Origin of the sequence: Streptococcus troglodytae (genome assembly GCF_002355215.1) — a bacterium.
GTDB classification, from domain to species: domain Bacteria; phylum Bacillota; class Bacilli; order Lactobacillales; family Streptococcaceae; genus Streptococcus; species Streptococcus troglodytae.
Map to the genome: position 1 here is coordinate 1,338,165 of NZ_AP014612.1, position 17,398 is coordinate 1,355,562.

The 17,398-nt window shown below is 37.3% G+C and carries 12 protein-coding genes and 4 pseudogenes; 3 read left to right on the top strand and 13 right to left on the bottom strand.

Annotated elements, in window-relative coordinates:
- Nucleotides 1–9: 9 nt before the first annotated feature.
- The 3 genes from rpoD to SRT_RS06455 form a co-directional block, all read right to left on the bottom strand.
- Nucleotides 10–1,125: an RNA polymerase sigma factor RpoD gene (rpoD, locus tag SRT_RS06445; RefSeq protein ID WP_002261972.1), complete on the bottom strand. Its 1,116-nt coding sequence runs from the start codon at nt 1,123–1,125 to the stop codon at nt 10–12.
- Between the two features lie 7 nt (nt 1,126–1,132).
- Nucleotides 1,133–2,911 carry a DNA primase gene (gene dnaG, locus SRT_RS06450; RefSeq protein WP_128833474.1) on the bottom strand — a complete coding sequence of 593 codons (1,779 nt, stop codon included), beginning with the start codon at nt 2,909–2,911 and terminating at the stop codon, nt 1,133–1,135.
- A gap of 153 nt (nt 2,912–3,064) precedes the next feature.
- On the bottom strand, nt 3,065–4,582 hold the full coding sequence (locus SRT_RS06455) for an HlyD family secretion protein (protein ID WP_128833475.1): 1,518 nt from the start codon (nt 4,580–4,582) through the stop codon (nt 3,065–3,067).
- Between the two features lie 159 nt (nt 4,583–4,741).
- On the opposite strand from SRT_RS06455, the gene mscL reads away from it, so the two are divergent.
- Nucleotides 4,742–5,125, top strand: a complete 384-nt coding sequence (gene mscL, locus SRT_RS06460) for a large conductance mechanosensitive channel protein MscL (RefSeq protein ID WP_128833476.1) — start codon at nt 4,742–4,744, stop codon at nt 5,123–5,125.
- Nucleotides 5,126–5,280: 155 nt separating this feature from the next.
- On the opposite strand, the gene rpsU is transcribed toward mscL, so the two are convergent.
- From rpsU to SRT_RS06505, 10 genes and pseudogenes are all read right to left on the bottom strand, one after another.
- Nucleotides 5,281–5,457, bottom strand: a complete 177-nt coding sequence (gene rpsU / locus SRT_RS06465; protein WP_000048058.1) for a 30S ribosomal protein S21 — start codon at nt 5,455–5,457, stop codon at nt 5,281–5,283.
- A gap of 254 nt (nt 5,458–5,711) precedes the next feature.
- Nucleotides 5,712–6,524, bottom strand: coding sequence for a transporter substrate-binding domain-containing protein (locus SRT_RS06470; protein ID WP_128833477.1), 813 nt, complete (start codon nt 6,522–6,524; stop codon nt 5,712–5,714).
- 47 nt (nt 6,525–6,571) lie between these two features.
- Nucleotides 6,572–7,693 carry an aminotransferase gene (locus tag SRT_RS06475; protein WP_128833478.1) on the bottom strand — a complete coding sequence of 374 codons (1,122 nt, stop codon included), beginning with the start codon at nt 7,691–7,693 and terminating at the stop codon, nt 6,572–6,574.
- A gap of 226 nt (nt 7,694–7,919) precedes the next feature.
- Nucleotides 7,920–8,714 (bottom strand): annotated as a pseudogene (locus SRT_RS06480) (transporter substrate-binding domain-containing protein).
- Nucleotides 8,715–8,836: 122 nt separating this feature from the next.
- Nucleotides 8,837–9,300: pseudogene (locus tag SRT_RS06485) on the bottom strand (8-oxo-dGTP diphosphatase).
- Nucleotides 9,301–9,357: 57 nt separating this feature from the next.
- Nucleotides 9,358–10,248, bottom strand: coding sequence for a helix-turn-helix transcriptional regulator (locus SRT_RS06490; protein WP_128833479.1), 891 nt, complete (start codon nt 10,246–10,248; stop codon nt 9,358–9,360).
- Nucleotides 10,249–10,548: 300 nt separating this feature from the next.
- A pseudogene (locus SRT_RS06495) lies at nt 10,549–10,785 on the bottom strand (hypothetical protein).
- A 3-nt stretch (nt 10,786–10,788) separates the two neighbouring features.
- Nucleotides 10,789–11,073, bottom strand: coding sequence for a hypothetical protein (locus SRT_RS10845; protein WP_223213930.1), 285 nt, complete (start codon nt 11,071–11,073; stop codon nt 10,789–10,791).
- 10 nt (nt 11,074–11,083) lie between these two features.
- Nucleotides 11,084–13,075, bottom strand: a complete 1,992-nt coding sequence (uvrB, locus tag SRT_RS06500) for an excinuclease ABC subunit UvrB (RefSeq protein ID WP_128833480.1) — start codon at nt 13,073–13,075, stop codon at nt 11,084–11,086.
- A 201-nt stretch (nt 13,076–13,276) separates the two neighbouring features.
- Nucleotides 13,277–14,189, bottom strand: a pseudogene (locus SRT_RS06505) (CPBP family intramembrane glutamic endopeptidase).
- 188 nt (nt 14,190–14,377) lie between these two features.
- Between SRT_RS06505 and SRT_RS06510 the strand changes: the two are divergent.
- Both SRT_RS06510 and SRT_RS06515 read left to right on the top strand, forming a co-directional pair.
- The gene (locus SRT_RS06510; RefSeq protein WP_128833481.1) at nt 14,378–16,564 is read left to right on the top strand and encodes an ABC transporter substrate-binding protein/permease; all 2,187 of its coding nucleotides are present in this window, start codon (nt 14,378–14,380) and stop codon (nt 16,562–16,564) included.
- Nucleotides 16,564–17,304: an amino acid ABC transporter ATP-binding protein gene (locus SRT_RS06515; protein ID WP_128833482.1), complete on the top strand. Its 741-nt coding sequence runs from the start codon at nt 16,564–16,566 to the stop codon at nt 17,302–17,304. The genes SRT_RS06510 and SRT_RS06515 overlap by 1 nt, the downstream gene beginning before the upstream one ends.
- The last annotated feature ends 94 nt before the right edge of the window (nt 17,305–17,398 follow it).

Here is a 17,398-nt window from a genome sequence, read left to right on the forward strand (position 1 = left end):
CCACCTCTCTTAATCTTCAACAAAGTCACGTAATTGCTTGCTGCGACTAGGGTGACGCAGCTTGCGAAGTGCTTTAGCCTCAATTTGACGAATACGTTCACGAGTAACATCAAAGACTTTACCGACATCTTCAAGCGTCCGCATTTTTCCATCATCAAGCCCAAAACGCAGACGAAGGACATTTTCTTCACGATCAGTAAGAGTATCCAAAACTTCATCTAACTGCTCACGCAAGACAACACGAGTTGTATAGTCAACGGGATTTTCGATCACTTCATCTTCAATAAAATCACCTAGATGGCTGTCATCTTCTTCACCAATTGGTGTTTCAAGAGACACTGGTTCTTGAGCAATTTTTAAAATTTCACGCACTTTATCTGGTGTCATATCCATTCGCTCAGCAATTTGCTCCGGTGTTGGATCTTGACCTAGTTCTTGAAGAAGATTGCGCTGCTCACGCACCAGCTTATTGATCGTTTCCACCATATGCACTGGAATACGAATCGTACGTGCTTGGTCTGCAATGGCACGTGTGATCGCTTGACGAATCCACCAAGTTGCATAGGTTGAAAACTTGAAACCTTTGGAATAATCAAATTTATCAACTGCCTTCATCAAACCCATATTACCTTCTTGAATGAGATCAAGAAACTGCATGCCGCGTCCTACGTATCGTTTTGCAATGGAAACAACCAAACGCAAATTAGCTTCTGCCAAGCGTTGCTTTGCTTCAAGATCGCCATTTTCAACAGCAATAGCTAGTTCTTTTTCTTCTTCATTAGTCAAAAGAGGAACAACGCCAATTTCTTTTAAATACATGCGGACAGGATCATTAACCTTGGCAGAGTTACTGCCCAATAATTCTTCATCGGTTAATTCTTCTGGTTTAATTTCTTCAACAGCATATTTGGTAGAAGGATTGCCTTCTCTGTCAGTAATTGAGATACCACCATCTGTCAAACGTTCCAACAAATCATCAATCTGCTCTGCTTCAAGTTCAAAAGGGATAACTAATTTTTCAGTAACTTCATCATCAACAGCAACTCCCTCTTTTTTATGGTTGCGAATAAAATCTGCAACTTGAACATTAAAAGTACTTGATGTTTTTTTCTTATTATTTACCATTTTTCCTCTATTCCATATTTCTTTTTTGAGCGATCAGGGCTGCTAACCCCTCAACTGCAGTATCTACATCACCATGATTACTACTCTCTCGAATGGCTTTGCTTTGTTTGCGCATTTCTTGTCGCTGCAAACATTTATCAATTTGATCTTCAATCTGCCTAATTTCACCTTCAGAAATTTCTTCAGGAAGATTTTCTTCTAAAACACGATAATAAGTTTCCTGAAGCTGATTGGAAAGCTGAGACAAATCATAAGCATTAATCTCACCATTAGTTTTGAGAATTTGATAAAGCTCTTGTAATTCTGGCGTTGTAAATTTAAAATGAGCACGATTACGAAATTCATTCAAGAGGTAATCGTGGTGAAGTAAGCGGTGGAATAATTGACTCTCGGCTTTAGTCAAAGCGGTTAGCTGTTTAGTTACCGGCAAATCTACTAAAACCTGCTGCTTGGCTGACTCTTGTTCGCTGATTTGTGAACGCATTTGCAGCCGTTCATTATTAACTGCTTGTTCAAGCTGTAAATAATCAAAATCTGGTAGAAACTCAGCTACTTTATTAATATAGGTATTCTGAGCTGTTATAGACGGCGAAGCAGCAATAACCTTAGCTATCTTTTCGACATAGTCAATTTCCGCTTGCAAGTTATCAATATTTTCAGGTTTTAGATGTTCAATCCAAAACTCAGCACTGCTAATCCTTGCTTGTTTTAACAGCTTTTTTAATTCCTCTTCTGAATTTTCCTTGATAAATTCATCTGGATCCATTTGTCCGGGAATTCTAACAATTTCCACCGCCATATTAGACAGCAAGTCCAATGATTTAGCAATAGCATTTTGTCCAGCTTTATCACCATCATAGGTCAAAATAACTTTTTTAGTAAATTTTCTTAAATGCTTAACATGTTCTGGTGTTAGCGCTGTTCCCATAGAAGCAACGGCATTAGGAATACCCGCACGATAGGCCGCAATAACATCCATAAAGCCTTCCATGAGATAGAGCTCATATTCTTTTTTAGCTGCAGCCTTAGCCTTATCCAAATGATAAAGTTCGTAAGATTTATTAAAAATGACTGTTGAACGCGTATTCTTATACTTTGCTAATTTTTTAGAAATATCTTCTTCTGTCCAAATCCGTCCTGAAAAACCTATAATGTGTCCAAATTCATCAGTCAAAGGAAACATGATCCGATTACGAAAAGCATCATAAATGGAATTGTTATCTGACAGATTAAACAAACCTGAATTAATAATTGTATCTTCATCATATTTTTTGAGCATGGCTTGATACAGATAATCATACTCATTTGGAGCCAAACCTATTTTGAAATAGGTGATAAGTTCATCTGTCAAACCTCTCTGATAAAGGTACTGTCGTGCAGTTTCTCCAACTTTCGTCGTCTTCAAAACAGCTTGATAGAACTTGTTCGCATCTTCATTGATATTAAAAAGTTTTTGATGTGGATGTTTCTTTTTAACTTCTTGACTCTTATCTTGAATAGTAACATTAATACCTGAACGCTCAGCTAAAACCTGAACGCTTTCCAGAAAGCTAATATTGCGATAATCCTCAATAAATTTAAAAACATCTCCTGAGCGGCCACAACCAAAGCAATGAAAAAATTGACGATCTTCAATAACATTAAAAGAAGGTGTCTTTTCTTTGTGAAAAGGACAAAGTCCTAAATAATTACGACCGGAGCGTGAAAGACTGACAACTTCACCAATAACATCAACGATGTTAATACTGTCTTTGATTTCTTTGATCTTTTCTTTATCAACAACCAGAAGTCATCACCTCCACCTCAAAAGTGCTTTTTAGCATTGCCTTTTATTATAACATTTTAGAAGTTTCTTGTAAAATAAATGATAGGCAAAAAGCACTTTCAGGGTTAAGTTTAGACTTTAACCTGAAAGTGCTTTATAACAACTTTTCATTACTTAACTAATAGAATTGGCATAGACAGCATTGTTATAATTTGATTTTAGGTGAATGGCTTTAAAAATCCACGCCTCGCTTTTGCCATTTTGATTGAAACGGCTGACCAAAGAGTTACTAAAAACATTATCATAAATTTTGACAAGGCCAACATCAGAAGAATGCTGTCCGATAGTTCCGCTGTATGCTATTATCTTGCCATGACTGTCTATATAAGGAACAAAAGAGTTATTAGCAATCGTGATGTTATTGCACAACTGCTTCTCTTTATTATAATTTTCATAATTTGGATCAATAGTCTTTATCAACCCACCATCCCAAACACCGCTAGACTCAGCGGCATCCAGCTGAATAACTTCTGCATAAAAATCATGAAGATCTGCATTATCATCAATCTTACTGACATTAGTTAATTCAGGGGCATAGCCAGTAAATTGATTTCCTTCAAAAGTTGAATTTTGCAAGGAACCTAAGTCAAAAATGTGGCTTCCTTTTTTATGCACCATGGTAAAACTATTGTTACAAATTTTCCAATTATCACCATGATCAGCCATAATCATAAACTGATTTCCTTTTTCTAAATCACTGGCTTTTATATTGATATTGCGCATGGTGAAATTCTTTACACCATCACTAGCTGATGTCCCAGTTGCAAAAGCAAACCAATAAGCCGTTCCTTCAACCAAAAGTGTCGTATTATCTCCACGAATTTCAGTATCAGATGTTAAAGTGATATAGTCCTTGTCTGGTGTCTGACTGCCAATCTTAAATTCACCGTTTGGCAAACTTAAGATAGTACCAGAATGTTGTTTAGCATATGCAAAAGCTTGTTTAAGAATCTCATTATTTTGAGCTGCAGTATTTTCTGATTTTAGCTGAACTTCATAAACCCTATCCAAATCTTTTTCTTGAATATTCGTCACCTTGCCGCCCTCATCAAAGGTGATGTCATACTTATAGCCACCTGTGGTATTGCTATGATTATAAGAAATATGGTCGATTTTACCAGCTGAAGCACGATAATCCGTTAAACTGCTACCATCCAAATCAGCTGTCGCAGAGGATTTTAATTTGACAATTTGACCTTTACTATACTTTGATCTTTTCGTTTTAACTAGGTCTTTTTCTTGAACATATTTCAAAGCTTTACCATTATCAAATGTAACTTCATAACTATAATAACGCTTTTGACGACTGTCCCTTTGTGATGTTATTTTTTTAACTGTCCCAATCCAATTTTGGTAATGAGACAGCCCCTTTCCAAGACTGTCTTTTTTAGCTGAGGAACTGATCTGAACCTTTTCACCTGAATAGTAACGTGCTGTTTGTTCCATCTTCTTACCAAAAGGAAAGGAAATAGTTATCGATTTATTGATTTTTTCAAGATGAAGACTCTTAGCAAGTACTCCAAAAGAATTGGTAAATGCTAAGAGTAAAACGGCTGATGCGACAAAAAGAGTCAAGATAATGATTTCATTTTTTCGAACCAGCCCTTTTCGCTGACGTTTTCTATTCTTCATTTTCTTCCTTTCAGTAAATTAATGATAATATTGTAGCATACTTTCATTTTAGCAGCATTTCAATTTTACCACAATTTTGAAAAAAGTGAAGCATAAGTATTGTAAAACCTAGTGTCTTCCTGTATAATAAGAATCTGATGAAAAGAAAGGAAATCTAAAATGATCAAAGAATTGAAAGATTTTTTATTTAAGGGTAACGTCCTAGATCTTGCAGTAGCTGTTGTTATGGGGGCTGCTTTTAACGCCATTATCACTTCCTTAGTTTCGGATGTTATTACTCCCCTATTCCTCAACCCAGTTTTAAAAGCTGCCAATGTTAAAAATATTGCTCAGCTTTCATGGAACGGTGTTGCATATGGCAGTTTCTTAAGTGCAGTTATCAACTTTCTTATCGTTGGTACAACACTTTTCTTCGTTGTTAAAGCTGCAAACAAAGCAGTATCGCTTGGCAAGAAACAAGAGGAAGAAGCTGCAACTGAAACTAACCCAACTGAAGTCGAATTGCTTGCTGATATTAAGGCACTTCTTGAAAAACAAAACTAACATAGCTTGCTTCAATAGGCTGGCAGAACAAAAACAAACTTCTTGTCGAGGTTTGTTTTTTTATGAATTCTTAATGAGATTAAACTGATGCAGAAAATCGTTTATTCGAATTTTGCAACAAAAAACAGGTCAGACCTGTTTTTAATTTAATCACTTTAGAATTTTTTACGTTTGCGAGCTGCTTCTGATTTGCGTTTACGCTTTACAGAAGGTTTTTCGTAGAATTCACGTTTACGTGATTCTTGAAGTGTACCAGCTTTAGTTACAGAACGTTTGAAACGACGAAGAGCATCGTCAAGTGATTCATTTTTGCGCACTACTGTCTTTGACATGTATCTCACTCCCCTCAATTTCATTGTAACATTTACACGTTCTTAAACATTATACAAAAATACGATGATAAATGTCAAGACGTTTTCAAACCATTTTAAAACTATTTTCAAAAAATAAGGCAACAATTAAAAGTTATTGCTCTGCTATTTCTCATAAATAAACGATTTCCCATATAGAAAATGGTATTAATAGCGCTAATCTTTTAACTGCAGAGAAAAAGCAAGGCATCTAAACTTGCTTTTCGATTTATTAATCAATCCACTTGCTGACCAGTTAATTTAACAGCATCGCTGATAAACTGCTTGTATTTATCTTCTTTTTTGAGTTTCTTAATAACCTTATTCACTGTCTTAGCTAATTGACCGCTGTCTTTGGGCAAGGCAACTGCTTTGGCATCTCCTTCGCCTGTTTTTAAGGCAACTTTGGCAAGAACCAAATCACTATTTTGAGACACATAGCCTTCTGCTACTGGTTTTTCAAGATCAACAGCATCAACCTGACCAGATTTGAGCTCATTAACAGCTTCACCCATCGAAGTCAAAGAGGTAATGTTTGATTGCTTTAATTGATTTTTGGCTAATCCTTCTTCAATCGTTCCTTTTTGAACAGCTACTTTAGTCTTATTGAAAGAAGAAATTGTTGTATATTTGTTCAAATCAGACTTTTTAATAAGAATAGCGTTTTCCGTTTTATAATAAGCTTCTGAAAAGTCATAAGCTTGAGCACGTTCCTTGGTATAAGATAAACCAGAGATAGCTATGTCTGCTTTTCCTGTTTTTAAACTGGACAAGACATTATCAAAACTCATGGAAGACAATTCCAATTTCACTCCCAATTCTTTAGCAATTGCTTTTGCCAGCTCAATATCAGCACCAACAACAGTATCCTTACCATTCACAAGAGCCTTGAACTCAAAAGGTGCATAGTCCGGACTAACAGCAACAACTAACTTTTTCTTTTCTTTAATATCATCCTGTAAATTTTTTGAATTGGAAGAACTGCAAGCTACTAAAGTAAATACAGCCGTAAAACTCAATAAACCTAAAACTAATTTTTTAAATGTCATTCTTTCCTCTTTTCTATTAACCTAAATCTATTTTAAGTGATCTTTGCCTATTCGTCAAATTGCCGCAAGCATTGAGATAACCTTGTTAAACCAGCCTTTAAAATCTCTTTATCACCACAATAACCCAGACGAACATGCCCCTCGATATCAAAACGATTACCAGGAACCAAAAGCACACCATAATCTGATAAAAGCTTTAGGCAAAAGGTTTCAATAGGCATCGGAACATTAAGCTTAATAAGCGAAGTCGAAACATGATCCGGTAAAATAGCCTGAGCATGCGGTTCTTTAGCCAGCCAATCTTGCAGAATTTGTAGATTATCGGCCACAATCTTTTGATTTCTCTGAATAATTTCCTGACGGTGTTTTAAAGCAAAACTTGCCAACATATCAGCAAAAACACCAGCACAAATCATGGTATAATCACGGTAATCTCTCAAAATAGCTGTTATTTTTTTGTTAGAGGCTACCCAGCCAATGCGGATTCCCGGCAGAGAGTAAGCTTTTGACAAGCTATCTACAGAAATGCCTTTATCATATAAATCAACAATAGCAGGAATATCTCTATCAGATGCAAAAGATTTATAAACCTCATCTGACAAGATATAAGCATTGCAAGATTCGGCAATAGCAACTAATTCTTTCAGATAGGACTCATCCATAATAGCACCTGTTGGATTGTTGGCATTATTGATACAGATCATCTTAGTATTGGGACGAATGAGCTGCCGTAACTCATCTAAATCTGGCAGCCACTTATTTTCTTCCTTAATCTGCCACAAATCAACCTGAGCGCCTAATGATTTAGGAATATCATAGAGCTGTTGATAGGTTGGATACATTGAAATAACATGATCTTCTGGTTCAATCAAAGCATAGAGAGCCAACATATTTGCTCCGGTGGCACCATTGGTTTGTAAAACCTGTTCCGCTTGAATAGTCTTATAAAGTTTACAAACCTCAGCTTTAAATTGAGGTGAGCCTTCTATCCAGCCATAGTCCAATTTCTTCTGCCCTAATTCTTGAAAAAAGGCAGTTAAATCTTGCTGGGTTAATTGAAATAATTCTTCCAAAGTTAAGGCAGCAACAGACACACCAGCAATGTCGTAGGCGGCATCTTTTTCATGGACATTAAGCCACTCCTCCACTCCAAAACGTGGTAACTTCATTTTGACTCCTTCGTTCTTTCTCATATTGATAATACTTAATAAGCAGGAACTTGTCAATCTCTAAGGAGACTTTCAGACTTTCAGATATAAATAAAAGCGGGATAGACAGGCATGATTGCTGTGCAACTTGCCTGTCTATCCCAGCATCCAACTCTTTAGCATCTTATTTCTGATGATTGACTATTTCATACTCCAACTATAAATTGTGAAAAGTTTTACCTAAATTTTATTTTCCACCTGATACAGATAAATTATAGGCATCTTTGACGAACTTATCAATCTTATTTGCTTTTTAAGTTTTTGATAACTTTATCTACTTTCTTCTTAAGTGTACTACTTCCCTTAGGCATAGCTACAGCATAAGCATCTGATGAACTTGATTTTAACTTAATTTGAGCAATAGCTAAATCATCATTTTTAGCAACATAACCTTCTGCAATTGGCTTTTCTAAAACAACACCATTGACTTGACCTGATTTCAATTCATTAATCATTTCACCATTTTGAACAAGAGAAACGATTTTAGCACCTGTTAATTGCTCCTTAGCAACGGTTTCTTGAATTGTTCCTTTTTGAGTGGCTACTGATAAACCTTTGAAGGAATTAGTTTTCTTATATTTAGCTAATTCTGATTTTTTAACAATAACAACATTGACAGATTCATAATAAGTATCTGAAAAGTCATAAACTTTTTGACGTTCTTTGGTGGCAGAAATTCCTGAAATACCAAGATCTGCTTTGCCAGATTGAACACTGGACAACACATTATTGAAAGACATAGCAGAAAACTCAACTTTGACCCCCAATTCTTTGGCAATAGCCTTGGCGATTTCAACATCGGCACCAACAATCGTATCTTTACCATTGACCAAAGTTTTAAACTCAAATGGTGCAAACTCAGGATTCATGGCGACAACAATTTTGCCCTTATCCTTAATTTTTGTAGGGAATCATCCTTAGATGACGAACTACAGGCAGCAAGGGCGACTAATGTTAAAGCAGCAATGATTCCCAACAAAATTTTTTTAGTTTTTCATGATATCCCTCAATTCTTATTTGTAAGCTAAAACTATTTTAATTTATATTTATTCATTTGTCAAGTATTTTTTTATAAAAATCCATTATATCTTAAAATAGCGCTTCTTACCAAAACTCTTTTACAAAATCATCTGCTAGGCGTTCACGATAAAAGAGTTCAGATAAGTTTTTTCTTCAAACACGCGCAGCAGATTAAGCATATCATAAGCCAAATTGAGCTCTGCCAACTCTTTTCTTGCTACCCAACGTACTTTCCCTTCTTTAGAAGAACGCAGTTCACCTTCAAAATCAGATGTCCGATAAAGAAAAACCAGATAACGAACATCTTCCTTAGTATACCAATGCTTCATCCCAACCAACTGTGGATGACGGATAGTTAAGCCTGTCTCTTCTTTGACTTCGCGAATAACAGATTCCACTAAACCTTCATGTTCTTCAATGTGCCCGCCAGGCAGAGCCGCACCAGACCAAGAATAACGCTTAGGATCACGAATTTGCATGACAATATTTCCATTGCCATCTTCAATTAAACACATATTAGTTAAGATGACTTGAGAGGTACGGGACACGGGGTTCTCCTTTATGATTCTTTTAATTGATGGAATCCATTATAACATAGTTAACACTTAATTACTTAAATTTCTTGAAATAACCAATTCGCTCTTAAAACCATTTAATTCAAGGACATTTTCACAATCTTGGAGAGAAAAATCATCACTCGCTTTCCCATTTTCTTCATAGGATATTTTTGTGACAAGGCCTTTTTTAACAGCTTGGAAAAGATAATCTTTAGGCACTTGAATCTTAGATGTCGCTGAAAGCTGATTAAGGGCAATCTCACCTTGATGAGATAGAATGTCAATAAACATATCTAAATTGCTATCAAATTCCATTTCTCCGACACCGCCATCAACAGTAATCGTTGAAACTTTTCCACTCAACTCAAAACGATGACAACAGATATTAGTGAGTATTAATTCGCTGCAATTAACTGCAAGTTCAATTTTTCCAAGATACTTTTCAGGCAGAAAAACTGCAATCCTTAGATTCTCCTTAGCAATGGCTTCTGTCATATCTCCTGACTTCTTTAAATCAATATCAATTTTATTTTTAACATCGTCAATTTTAATTTTAAAGTGTTCTTCCAATTGATTTAAGGTATTACTGAGAAGTTTAACTTTAACTTTTTCACTCTCTACAGCTTGCAGACTAACTTGATTGGCACCGCCTAACTGAATGTCAAAATCTTTTTCCCCATCAATATCATATTCAGTGCTACTTTCATAAATAAAGTCTTTTGATTGTTGATTAGCTTCTTTGCCAAAGAGCAGTTGGTCTATTGAAACCTGAAAAAAGTCAGAAAGAGCCATTAAATTGACAATATCTGGTGTTCCTGCACCTGACTCCCATTTGGTAATGGCCTGTCTGGAAATATGGAGCTCCTCCGCCAATTTCTCTTGCGATAAACCTAATTGTTTCCGATAATCACGTAAACGTGTTTCAAATGTCATAATCATTTGCCTCCTAAAAATTATTTGTCATTAATGAACAAGCTAAGTCTAATCAAAAAAAACATGGCAAACAAGAAACTACTGATAACATTTGCCAAAATTACTGCTACTTTGCGTGGCATTTTTGAATGTCGCCCCATTTTACAGTGTTTTTTCACCTATTTACAAAAACATTTTTTGAGGTTCAAATGTTTCTCTAAGCTGTCACAAAGTAAAACATTAAGTGAAAAAAGTAGCCAATGCAGGGTTTGGTTTTTTCTGGAGACAAGTAAAAAGTAAAGCCATAAAAAAGGGGCAAGATGACCATTAAAGGACTGTTTCCAAAATGTGAAATATAAAGAAAATGTCCCGATATAAACAAGAGCGATAAAAAACGATTCGCCACTTAAAAGATAACTCTTGCTGTAAATAGCGCTGCAAAAGACCGAAAGTAAGGTAATCCTGTCAGATGACTGACACTATTGTAAACAGCAAATAATAGGTTACTGGTAAATCTGTCCAATGCTAATGCCAAGACAGGCTGACAGTAGCTAGAATTAAAATGACCTAGAGCCAAAGTATCTGTTTTTGCCTAACTTGAAACATTTTCCTAGTCCAATCCTGATGTGTATAAGCGAGTACTGCTAATCCCACAATATTCAGTTGACTGCCTGCGATAATCATGCCTTTCTCACCAAAATATCTGTTAAACAAATCGTGAAACCAGCCCACATTAACAGTCAACTCCAAAAACACCAACCAGACAAGACTAACACCTATTATTTTAACAAATCTTTTTGGCGCTGTTTTAGAAAACACAGCATCTGACTCCTTTGCTTGATGTTGATACAAAGTGCTGTTTTTAATCCATCGCTTTCAATTCTAAGACCATATCGCGGATTTGGGCAGCCAGTTCAAAATCAAGCAGTTCAGCTGCTTCTTGCATTTGTTTTTGCAGTTTCTTGATGGCTTCTTGGCGTTCAGATTTGGTCATTGCATTATAATCCACAGCCTCCTCAGCCACTTCAGAGTCATTTGCTTTTGTAATCGCAATAAGATCGCGGATATCTTTTTTGATGGTTTGTGGAATGATACCATGCTCTTCATTGTAAGCCATTTGGATTTGGCGGCGGCGGTGGGTCTCATCAATAGCGCGACGCATGGACTGTGTCACAGTATCAGCATACATAATAACATGTCCTTGACTGTTGCGTGCAGCCCGTCCAATGGTTTGGATAAGACCGCGCTCATTACGAAGGAAACCTTCCTTATCCGCATCGAGAATGGCAACCAGACTAACCTCTGGCACATCAATCCCTTCGCGCAGCAAATTGATTCCGATAAGAACATCAAAGACACCTAAACGCAGGTCGCGGATAATTTCAGTACGTTCCAGAGTCTTGATGTCAGAATGCATGTACTTGACCTTGACACCCATTTCCTTGAGGTAGTCAGTCAAATCTTCCGCCATTTTCTTGGTTAAGGTTGTAATAAAGGTCCGCTCGCCCTTATCAGCACGCGTATTGATTTCACCCAGCAAGTCATCCATTTGTCCCATGGTTGGCCGAACTTCTACTTCTGGGTCCAAGAGACCAGTCGGACGGATAATTTGCTCAATAACCGTGTCCGTCTGCTCCATCTCATAGTCACCCGGTGTTGCTGAAACATAGACAATCTGATGGACATGGCTTTCAAATTCTTCTCGGCGCAGCGGTCGATTATCCAGTGCACTTGGCAGACGAAAACCATAGTTGACCAACATCTCCTTGCGCGATCGGTCACCATTATACATACCTTTAATCTGCCCCATAGTCATGTGACTTTCATCGATCATGATGAGGAAATCCTCTGGAAAAAAGTCAAGAAGTGTATAAGGCGGCTCGCCTTCACTGCGACCATCCATATGACGTGAATAGTTTTCAACGCCGCTAGTATAGCCCATCTCCCGCAGCATTTCCACATCATACTCTGTTCTTTGGCGAATGCGCTGTGCTTCAATCAATTTTCCTTCTGTTTCAAAAAGCTTGACTTGCTCTTCCATTTCCTTTTGAATCTTGGCAATAGCCACTTCCATGTGCTCATCGTTAGTCATAAAGTGAGTCGCTGGAAAAATAGCCAAGTGATCCACTTCCCCCAGCACACGACCAGTCAAACTCTCAATTTCTCTGATACGATCAATCTCATCACCGAAAAATTCCACGCGAAAAGCATGTTCATCACGTGATGCTGGAAAAATTTCCACCACATCACCGCGCACCCGAAAACGTCCCCGCTGGAAATCAATATCGTTGCGCTCAAACTGAATATCTACCAAATCATTTAAGAGTTGGTCACGAGAAATCTCCTGACTGGGCCGCAGACTAACCACGCTATCTGCATATTCCTTGGGCGACCCTAAACCATAAATACAGGAGACGGATGCTACGACAATGACATCATTGCGTTCCAAAAGGGCAGATGTGGCCGAATGTCGGAGCTTATCAATCTCATCATTAACTGAACTATCCTTTTCAATATAGGTATCACTTGATGGCACATAGGCTTCAGGCTGATAATAATCATAGTAAGAAACAAAATACTCAACTGCATTATCTGGGAAAAATTCCTTAAATTCACCATAAAGCTGACCAGCTAGAGTTTTATTATGAGCGATGACTAAAGTTGGTTTATTGACTTTTTGAATAACTTGACTCATGGTGTAGGTTTTCCCCGTCCCAGTTGCCCCTTTGAGAATTTGCGCTTTCTCACCACCTTCAATATTGTCAACCAAAGCCTCAATGGCCTCAGGCTGATCACCAGACGGCTCATATTTTGAAACCAGATGAAACTGATTATTATCTTTCCTATCTATCATGATGTATTTACCTCGTTTTCTACTCTCTATTTTATCACAAGAAAAAGCTAAAAGAAAAAAAGAGAGCTGCACAGAACTATGAAAGAGAGTTCTGTGCAGCTCTGCTATACAAGTCAACTAGTTATACTACCAATGATGAAGACTGATAATAAAACAAACCATTATTTTTCACAGTTCCACTATTGCTAGACACATGACAGTTTAAGGTCTTTTGACAGTCAGGTCTTTCTTGAGCAAAAGAACAAGCACGATAATTCCTACAAGAAGAACAAGACTGGTTAATAGACTGCCTTCTGTTCCAAACTGGCCGCCTGAGATCCATTTTGCTGCATCAACCTTATTCACAAAACGAAACAGTGATCTACCTGTATCCATCCCACTAACCGCAACGCCAAAGATATTGCCTTGCGTAAAATTCCAAGCTCCGTGAAGACCTGCTACTCCCCAAAGATTATCTGTTTTCAGCATGTAAAGTGCCATAAAAATTCCAGATAAAATAATGCTCATAATTGAAAAGACTGTGACATGGCTATTAGCCAAATGCATGAGTCCAAACAGACTGCTGGAAATTCCAATAGCTACAGACAAGTTACTGCGTTTATTGATAATCGGCAAGAGCCAACCACGTGTCAGCAATTCTTCTGTCCCTCCCTGAATAAACCAAAATGGGATAATTGATAAGATATAAAGAACAGCTGTTACAGAAAAATCAATAACCTGCAACTCCACACCACCAAACAGATAAGTCAACAAAAAGCAAAGGAAAAATTCCCATTCCAACTCCCCATCCCTTGAGGATTTCAAGAAACCATTGCTTCTTAAAAAATCCTAAACTGGCAATTGACCGCTTCTCATACCATTTGACCCAAGCAAAATTTATCAGCGCCACAAAATAAACAAAGCTAATTGAAAAAAATAGAATTAAAAAACTATTAGCCATCTCCGGTTTTACAACAATGAAAGGCACACTCAGCAAACCAACTAAAAATCCGCCTCCTAGTTGCCCCAAAAGAAAAAATAGAATAACCATGACACAGGCAATTAGGATGGTCAGCCAAGCTGGGAAATGTTCATAACGGTGAGTGTAACTTTCTAACATTCTTTTCTTAAGCATTTGTCGCTCCTTATTGTTTTATTAAAATAGTACAATTATACCAAATCTTTTTCTTTCTGCAATCGCTTTACAGTTAATGATACATGTCATATTTCCTTACATAACATTCTATATTGTTCTTGCTTAAATAATAGAATTCTGCTATAATTTTATATCATATTTAATAGAAGTTTGTAGAAGGGATTAACATGAAGAACAAATTTAAAGCTCTAATGCTGGGAATATTATCAGTAATCTTTATGTTTGGTGTCAAGGTATCCGCTGACACGGTTAAAATTGTATCAGATTCAACCTATGCTCCATTTGAATTTAAAGACAGTGATCAGGTCTATAAAGGAATTGATGTGGATATTATTAAAAAAGTCGCTGAAATGAGTGGTTGGAACTACAAAATGACTTTCCCGGGTTTTGATGCAGCTGTCAATGCCGTTCAATCAGGACAGGCAGATGCTCTTATGGCAGGGACAACTGTCACTAAGGAACGTAAAAAAGTCTTTGCCTTTTCCCACACTTACTATGATACAAAAATCGTTATCGCTACTCGTAAACAAGGCAAGATTACCAAATATAGTCAATTAAAAGGAAAAACGGTTGGGGTTAAGAACGGTACTGCTGCTCAAAGTTTTCTTGAAAAACATCAAGATAAATATGGTTATAAAATAAAATCCTTTGACACTGGCGATTCCATGTACAACAGCTTAGAATCTGCCTCTGTAGATGCCGTTATGGATGATAAAGCTGTCGCTCAATACGCTATTAATCAAGGACAAAATCTTCGTATTGAAATGGATGGCGAGTCTATCGGCAGCTTTGCTTTTGCAGTTAAAAAAGGCAGCAAATACGAATATCTCATCAAAGATTTCAACAAAGCATTGAAAAAGATGAAGGCCGATGGCAGCTATGATGAAATCATGACTAAATGGATCTCTGCTAAATCTAAAACTGATGAGCAAAGCAAAACCAAAGAGACCGGTGATGCTAAAGCTAAGGCCAAACCTGCTAAAAGCAGCTATAAGGTTGTTATGGACTCTTCTTTTGCACCCTTTGAATTCCAAAATGATGCTGGCAAATACGTTGGTATTGATGTTGAATTGATTAAGGCCATCGCTAAACAACAAGGGTTCAAAATCAAAACTGAAAATCCAGGTTTCGACGCTGCTCTCAATACTGTCCAATCCAGCCAAGCTGACGCCGTTATGGCAGGGATGTCTATTACCGATGACCGCAAAAAAATTTTTGATTTTTCCGATCCTTACTACACGTCAAATACCTTACTAGCTGTCCGTAAAGGAAGTAATGTCGTATCCTACAAAGATTTGAAAGGCAAAAAAGTCGGCGCTAAAAACGGTACTGCTTCTTATACTTTCCTCGAAAAAAATAAAGCAAAATATGGTTACACATTGAAGTCGTTTGATGAAGCATCAACCATGTATGACAGTTTAAATTCTGGTTCTATCTATGCACTCATGGATGATGAAGCAGTTCTAAAATATGCTATTCAGCAAGGCCGCAAATTTGAAACACCAATTCCTGGGGAAAAATCTGGTGAATATGGCTTTGCGGTTAAAAAAGGCAGCAGTCCTGAATTGATTCAAATGTTCAATAATGGTTTAGCAGCTCTTAAGAAATCCGGTCAGTACGATAAGATAATCAACAAATATCTCTCTAATGACAAAAAAGATTCCAAAACAGAATCAAGTGTTGATGAGTCTACCATCTTTGGACTGCTTTCAAATAACTACAAGCAATTATTATCAGGATTAGGAACAACTCTAAGCTTAGCTATTTTATCTTTCGCTCTGGCCATGATTGTTGGCATTCTCTTTGGTATGATGAGTGTTAGCCCTTATAAGACACTCCGAGTCATCGCTTCTATCTTTGTTGATGTGGTTCGCGGTATCCCATTGATGATTGTTGCAGCCTTCATTTTCTGGGGTATTCCTAACCTCATTGAATCTATTACTGGTCACCAAAGTCCAATCAATGACTTTGTCGCTGGTACGATTGCCCTTACTTTAAATGGCGGTGCTTATATTGCCGAAATCGTTCGCGGAGGTATTGAAGCTGTTCCTAACGGACAAATGGAAGCTAGTCGCAGTTTGGGGATTTCATATAAGACAACCATGAAACGAATTATCTTGCCGCAAGCCTTTAAATTAATGCTGCCTAACTTTATCAACCAATTTGTCATTTCATTGAAAGATACAACCATTATTTCAGCGATTGGACTGATTGAGCTCTTCCAAGCAGGAAAGATCATTATTGCACGTAATTACCAATCTTTCCGTATGTACGCTATCTTAGCCATCATGTATCTTGTGATTATCACACTTTTAACTCGCTTAGCAAAACGTTTAGAAAAGAGGATTAAATAATGACTGACTTAAAAATTGATGTTCAGGATTTACATAAATCCTTTGGTAAAAATGAAGTCCTCAAAGGGATTGACGTCCAATTTAACGAGGGAGATGTGGTGTGCATCATCGGTCCTTCAGGATCAGGAAAGTCAACTTTCCTTCGGACCTTGAATCTCCTTGAAACAGTCACTAGCGGCAAGGTCATTGTAGATGGTTATGAATTGTCAGATCCATCGACCAATGTTGACAAGGCACGAGAGAATATCGGTATGGTCTTCCAACACTTTAATCTTTTTCCACATATGACTGTTCTTGATAATATCACTTTTGCTCCTATTGAACTTGGCAGAGAATCCAAGGAAGAAGCACAAAAACATGGCATGGAACTTCTAGAAAAAGTTGGTCTTTCTGATAAGGCACAAGCCTATCCTGACAGCCTTTCTGGTGGCCAAAAACAACGTGTTGCCATTGCACGCAGCTTAGCCATGAATCCAGATATCATGCTTTTCGATGAGCCAACTTCTGCCCTTGACCCTGAAATGGTTGGCGATGTTCTCAATGTTATGAAGGACCTAGCTGAACAAGGTATGACTATGCTTATCGTAACACACGAAATGGGCTTTGCCCGCAAAGTGGCCAACCGTGTGATTTTCACTGATGGCGGTCAATTTCTTGAGGATGGTTCACCCGAAGAAATCTTTGACAACCCACAGCACCCACGTCTCAAAGATTTCCTGGATAAAGTGTTGAATGTCTAACGTGTTAAGTTTATCTGTGACTAAAGTCACTAGCTAAACTACGCAAAGTCCTATAAGACTTTGCTAAACACCTTACTAGTAAAATCCCTCAGTT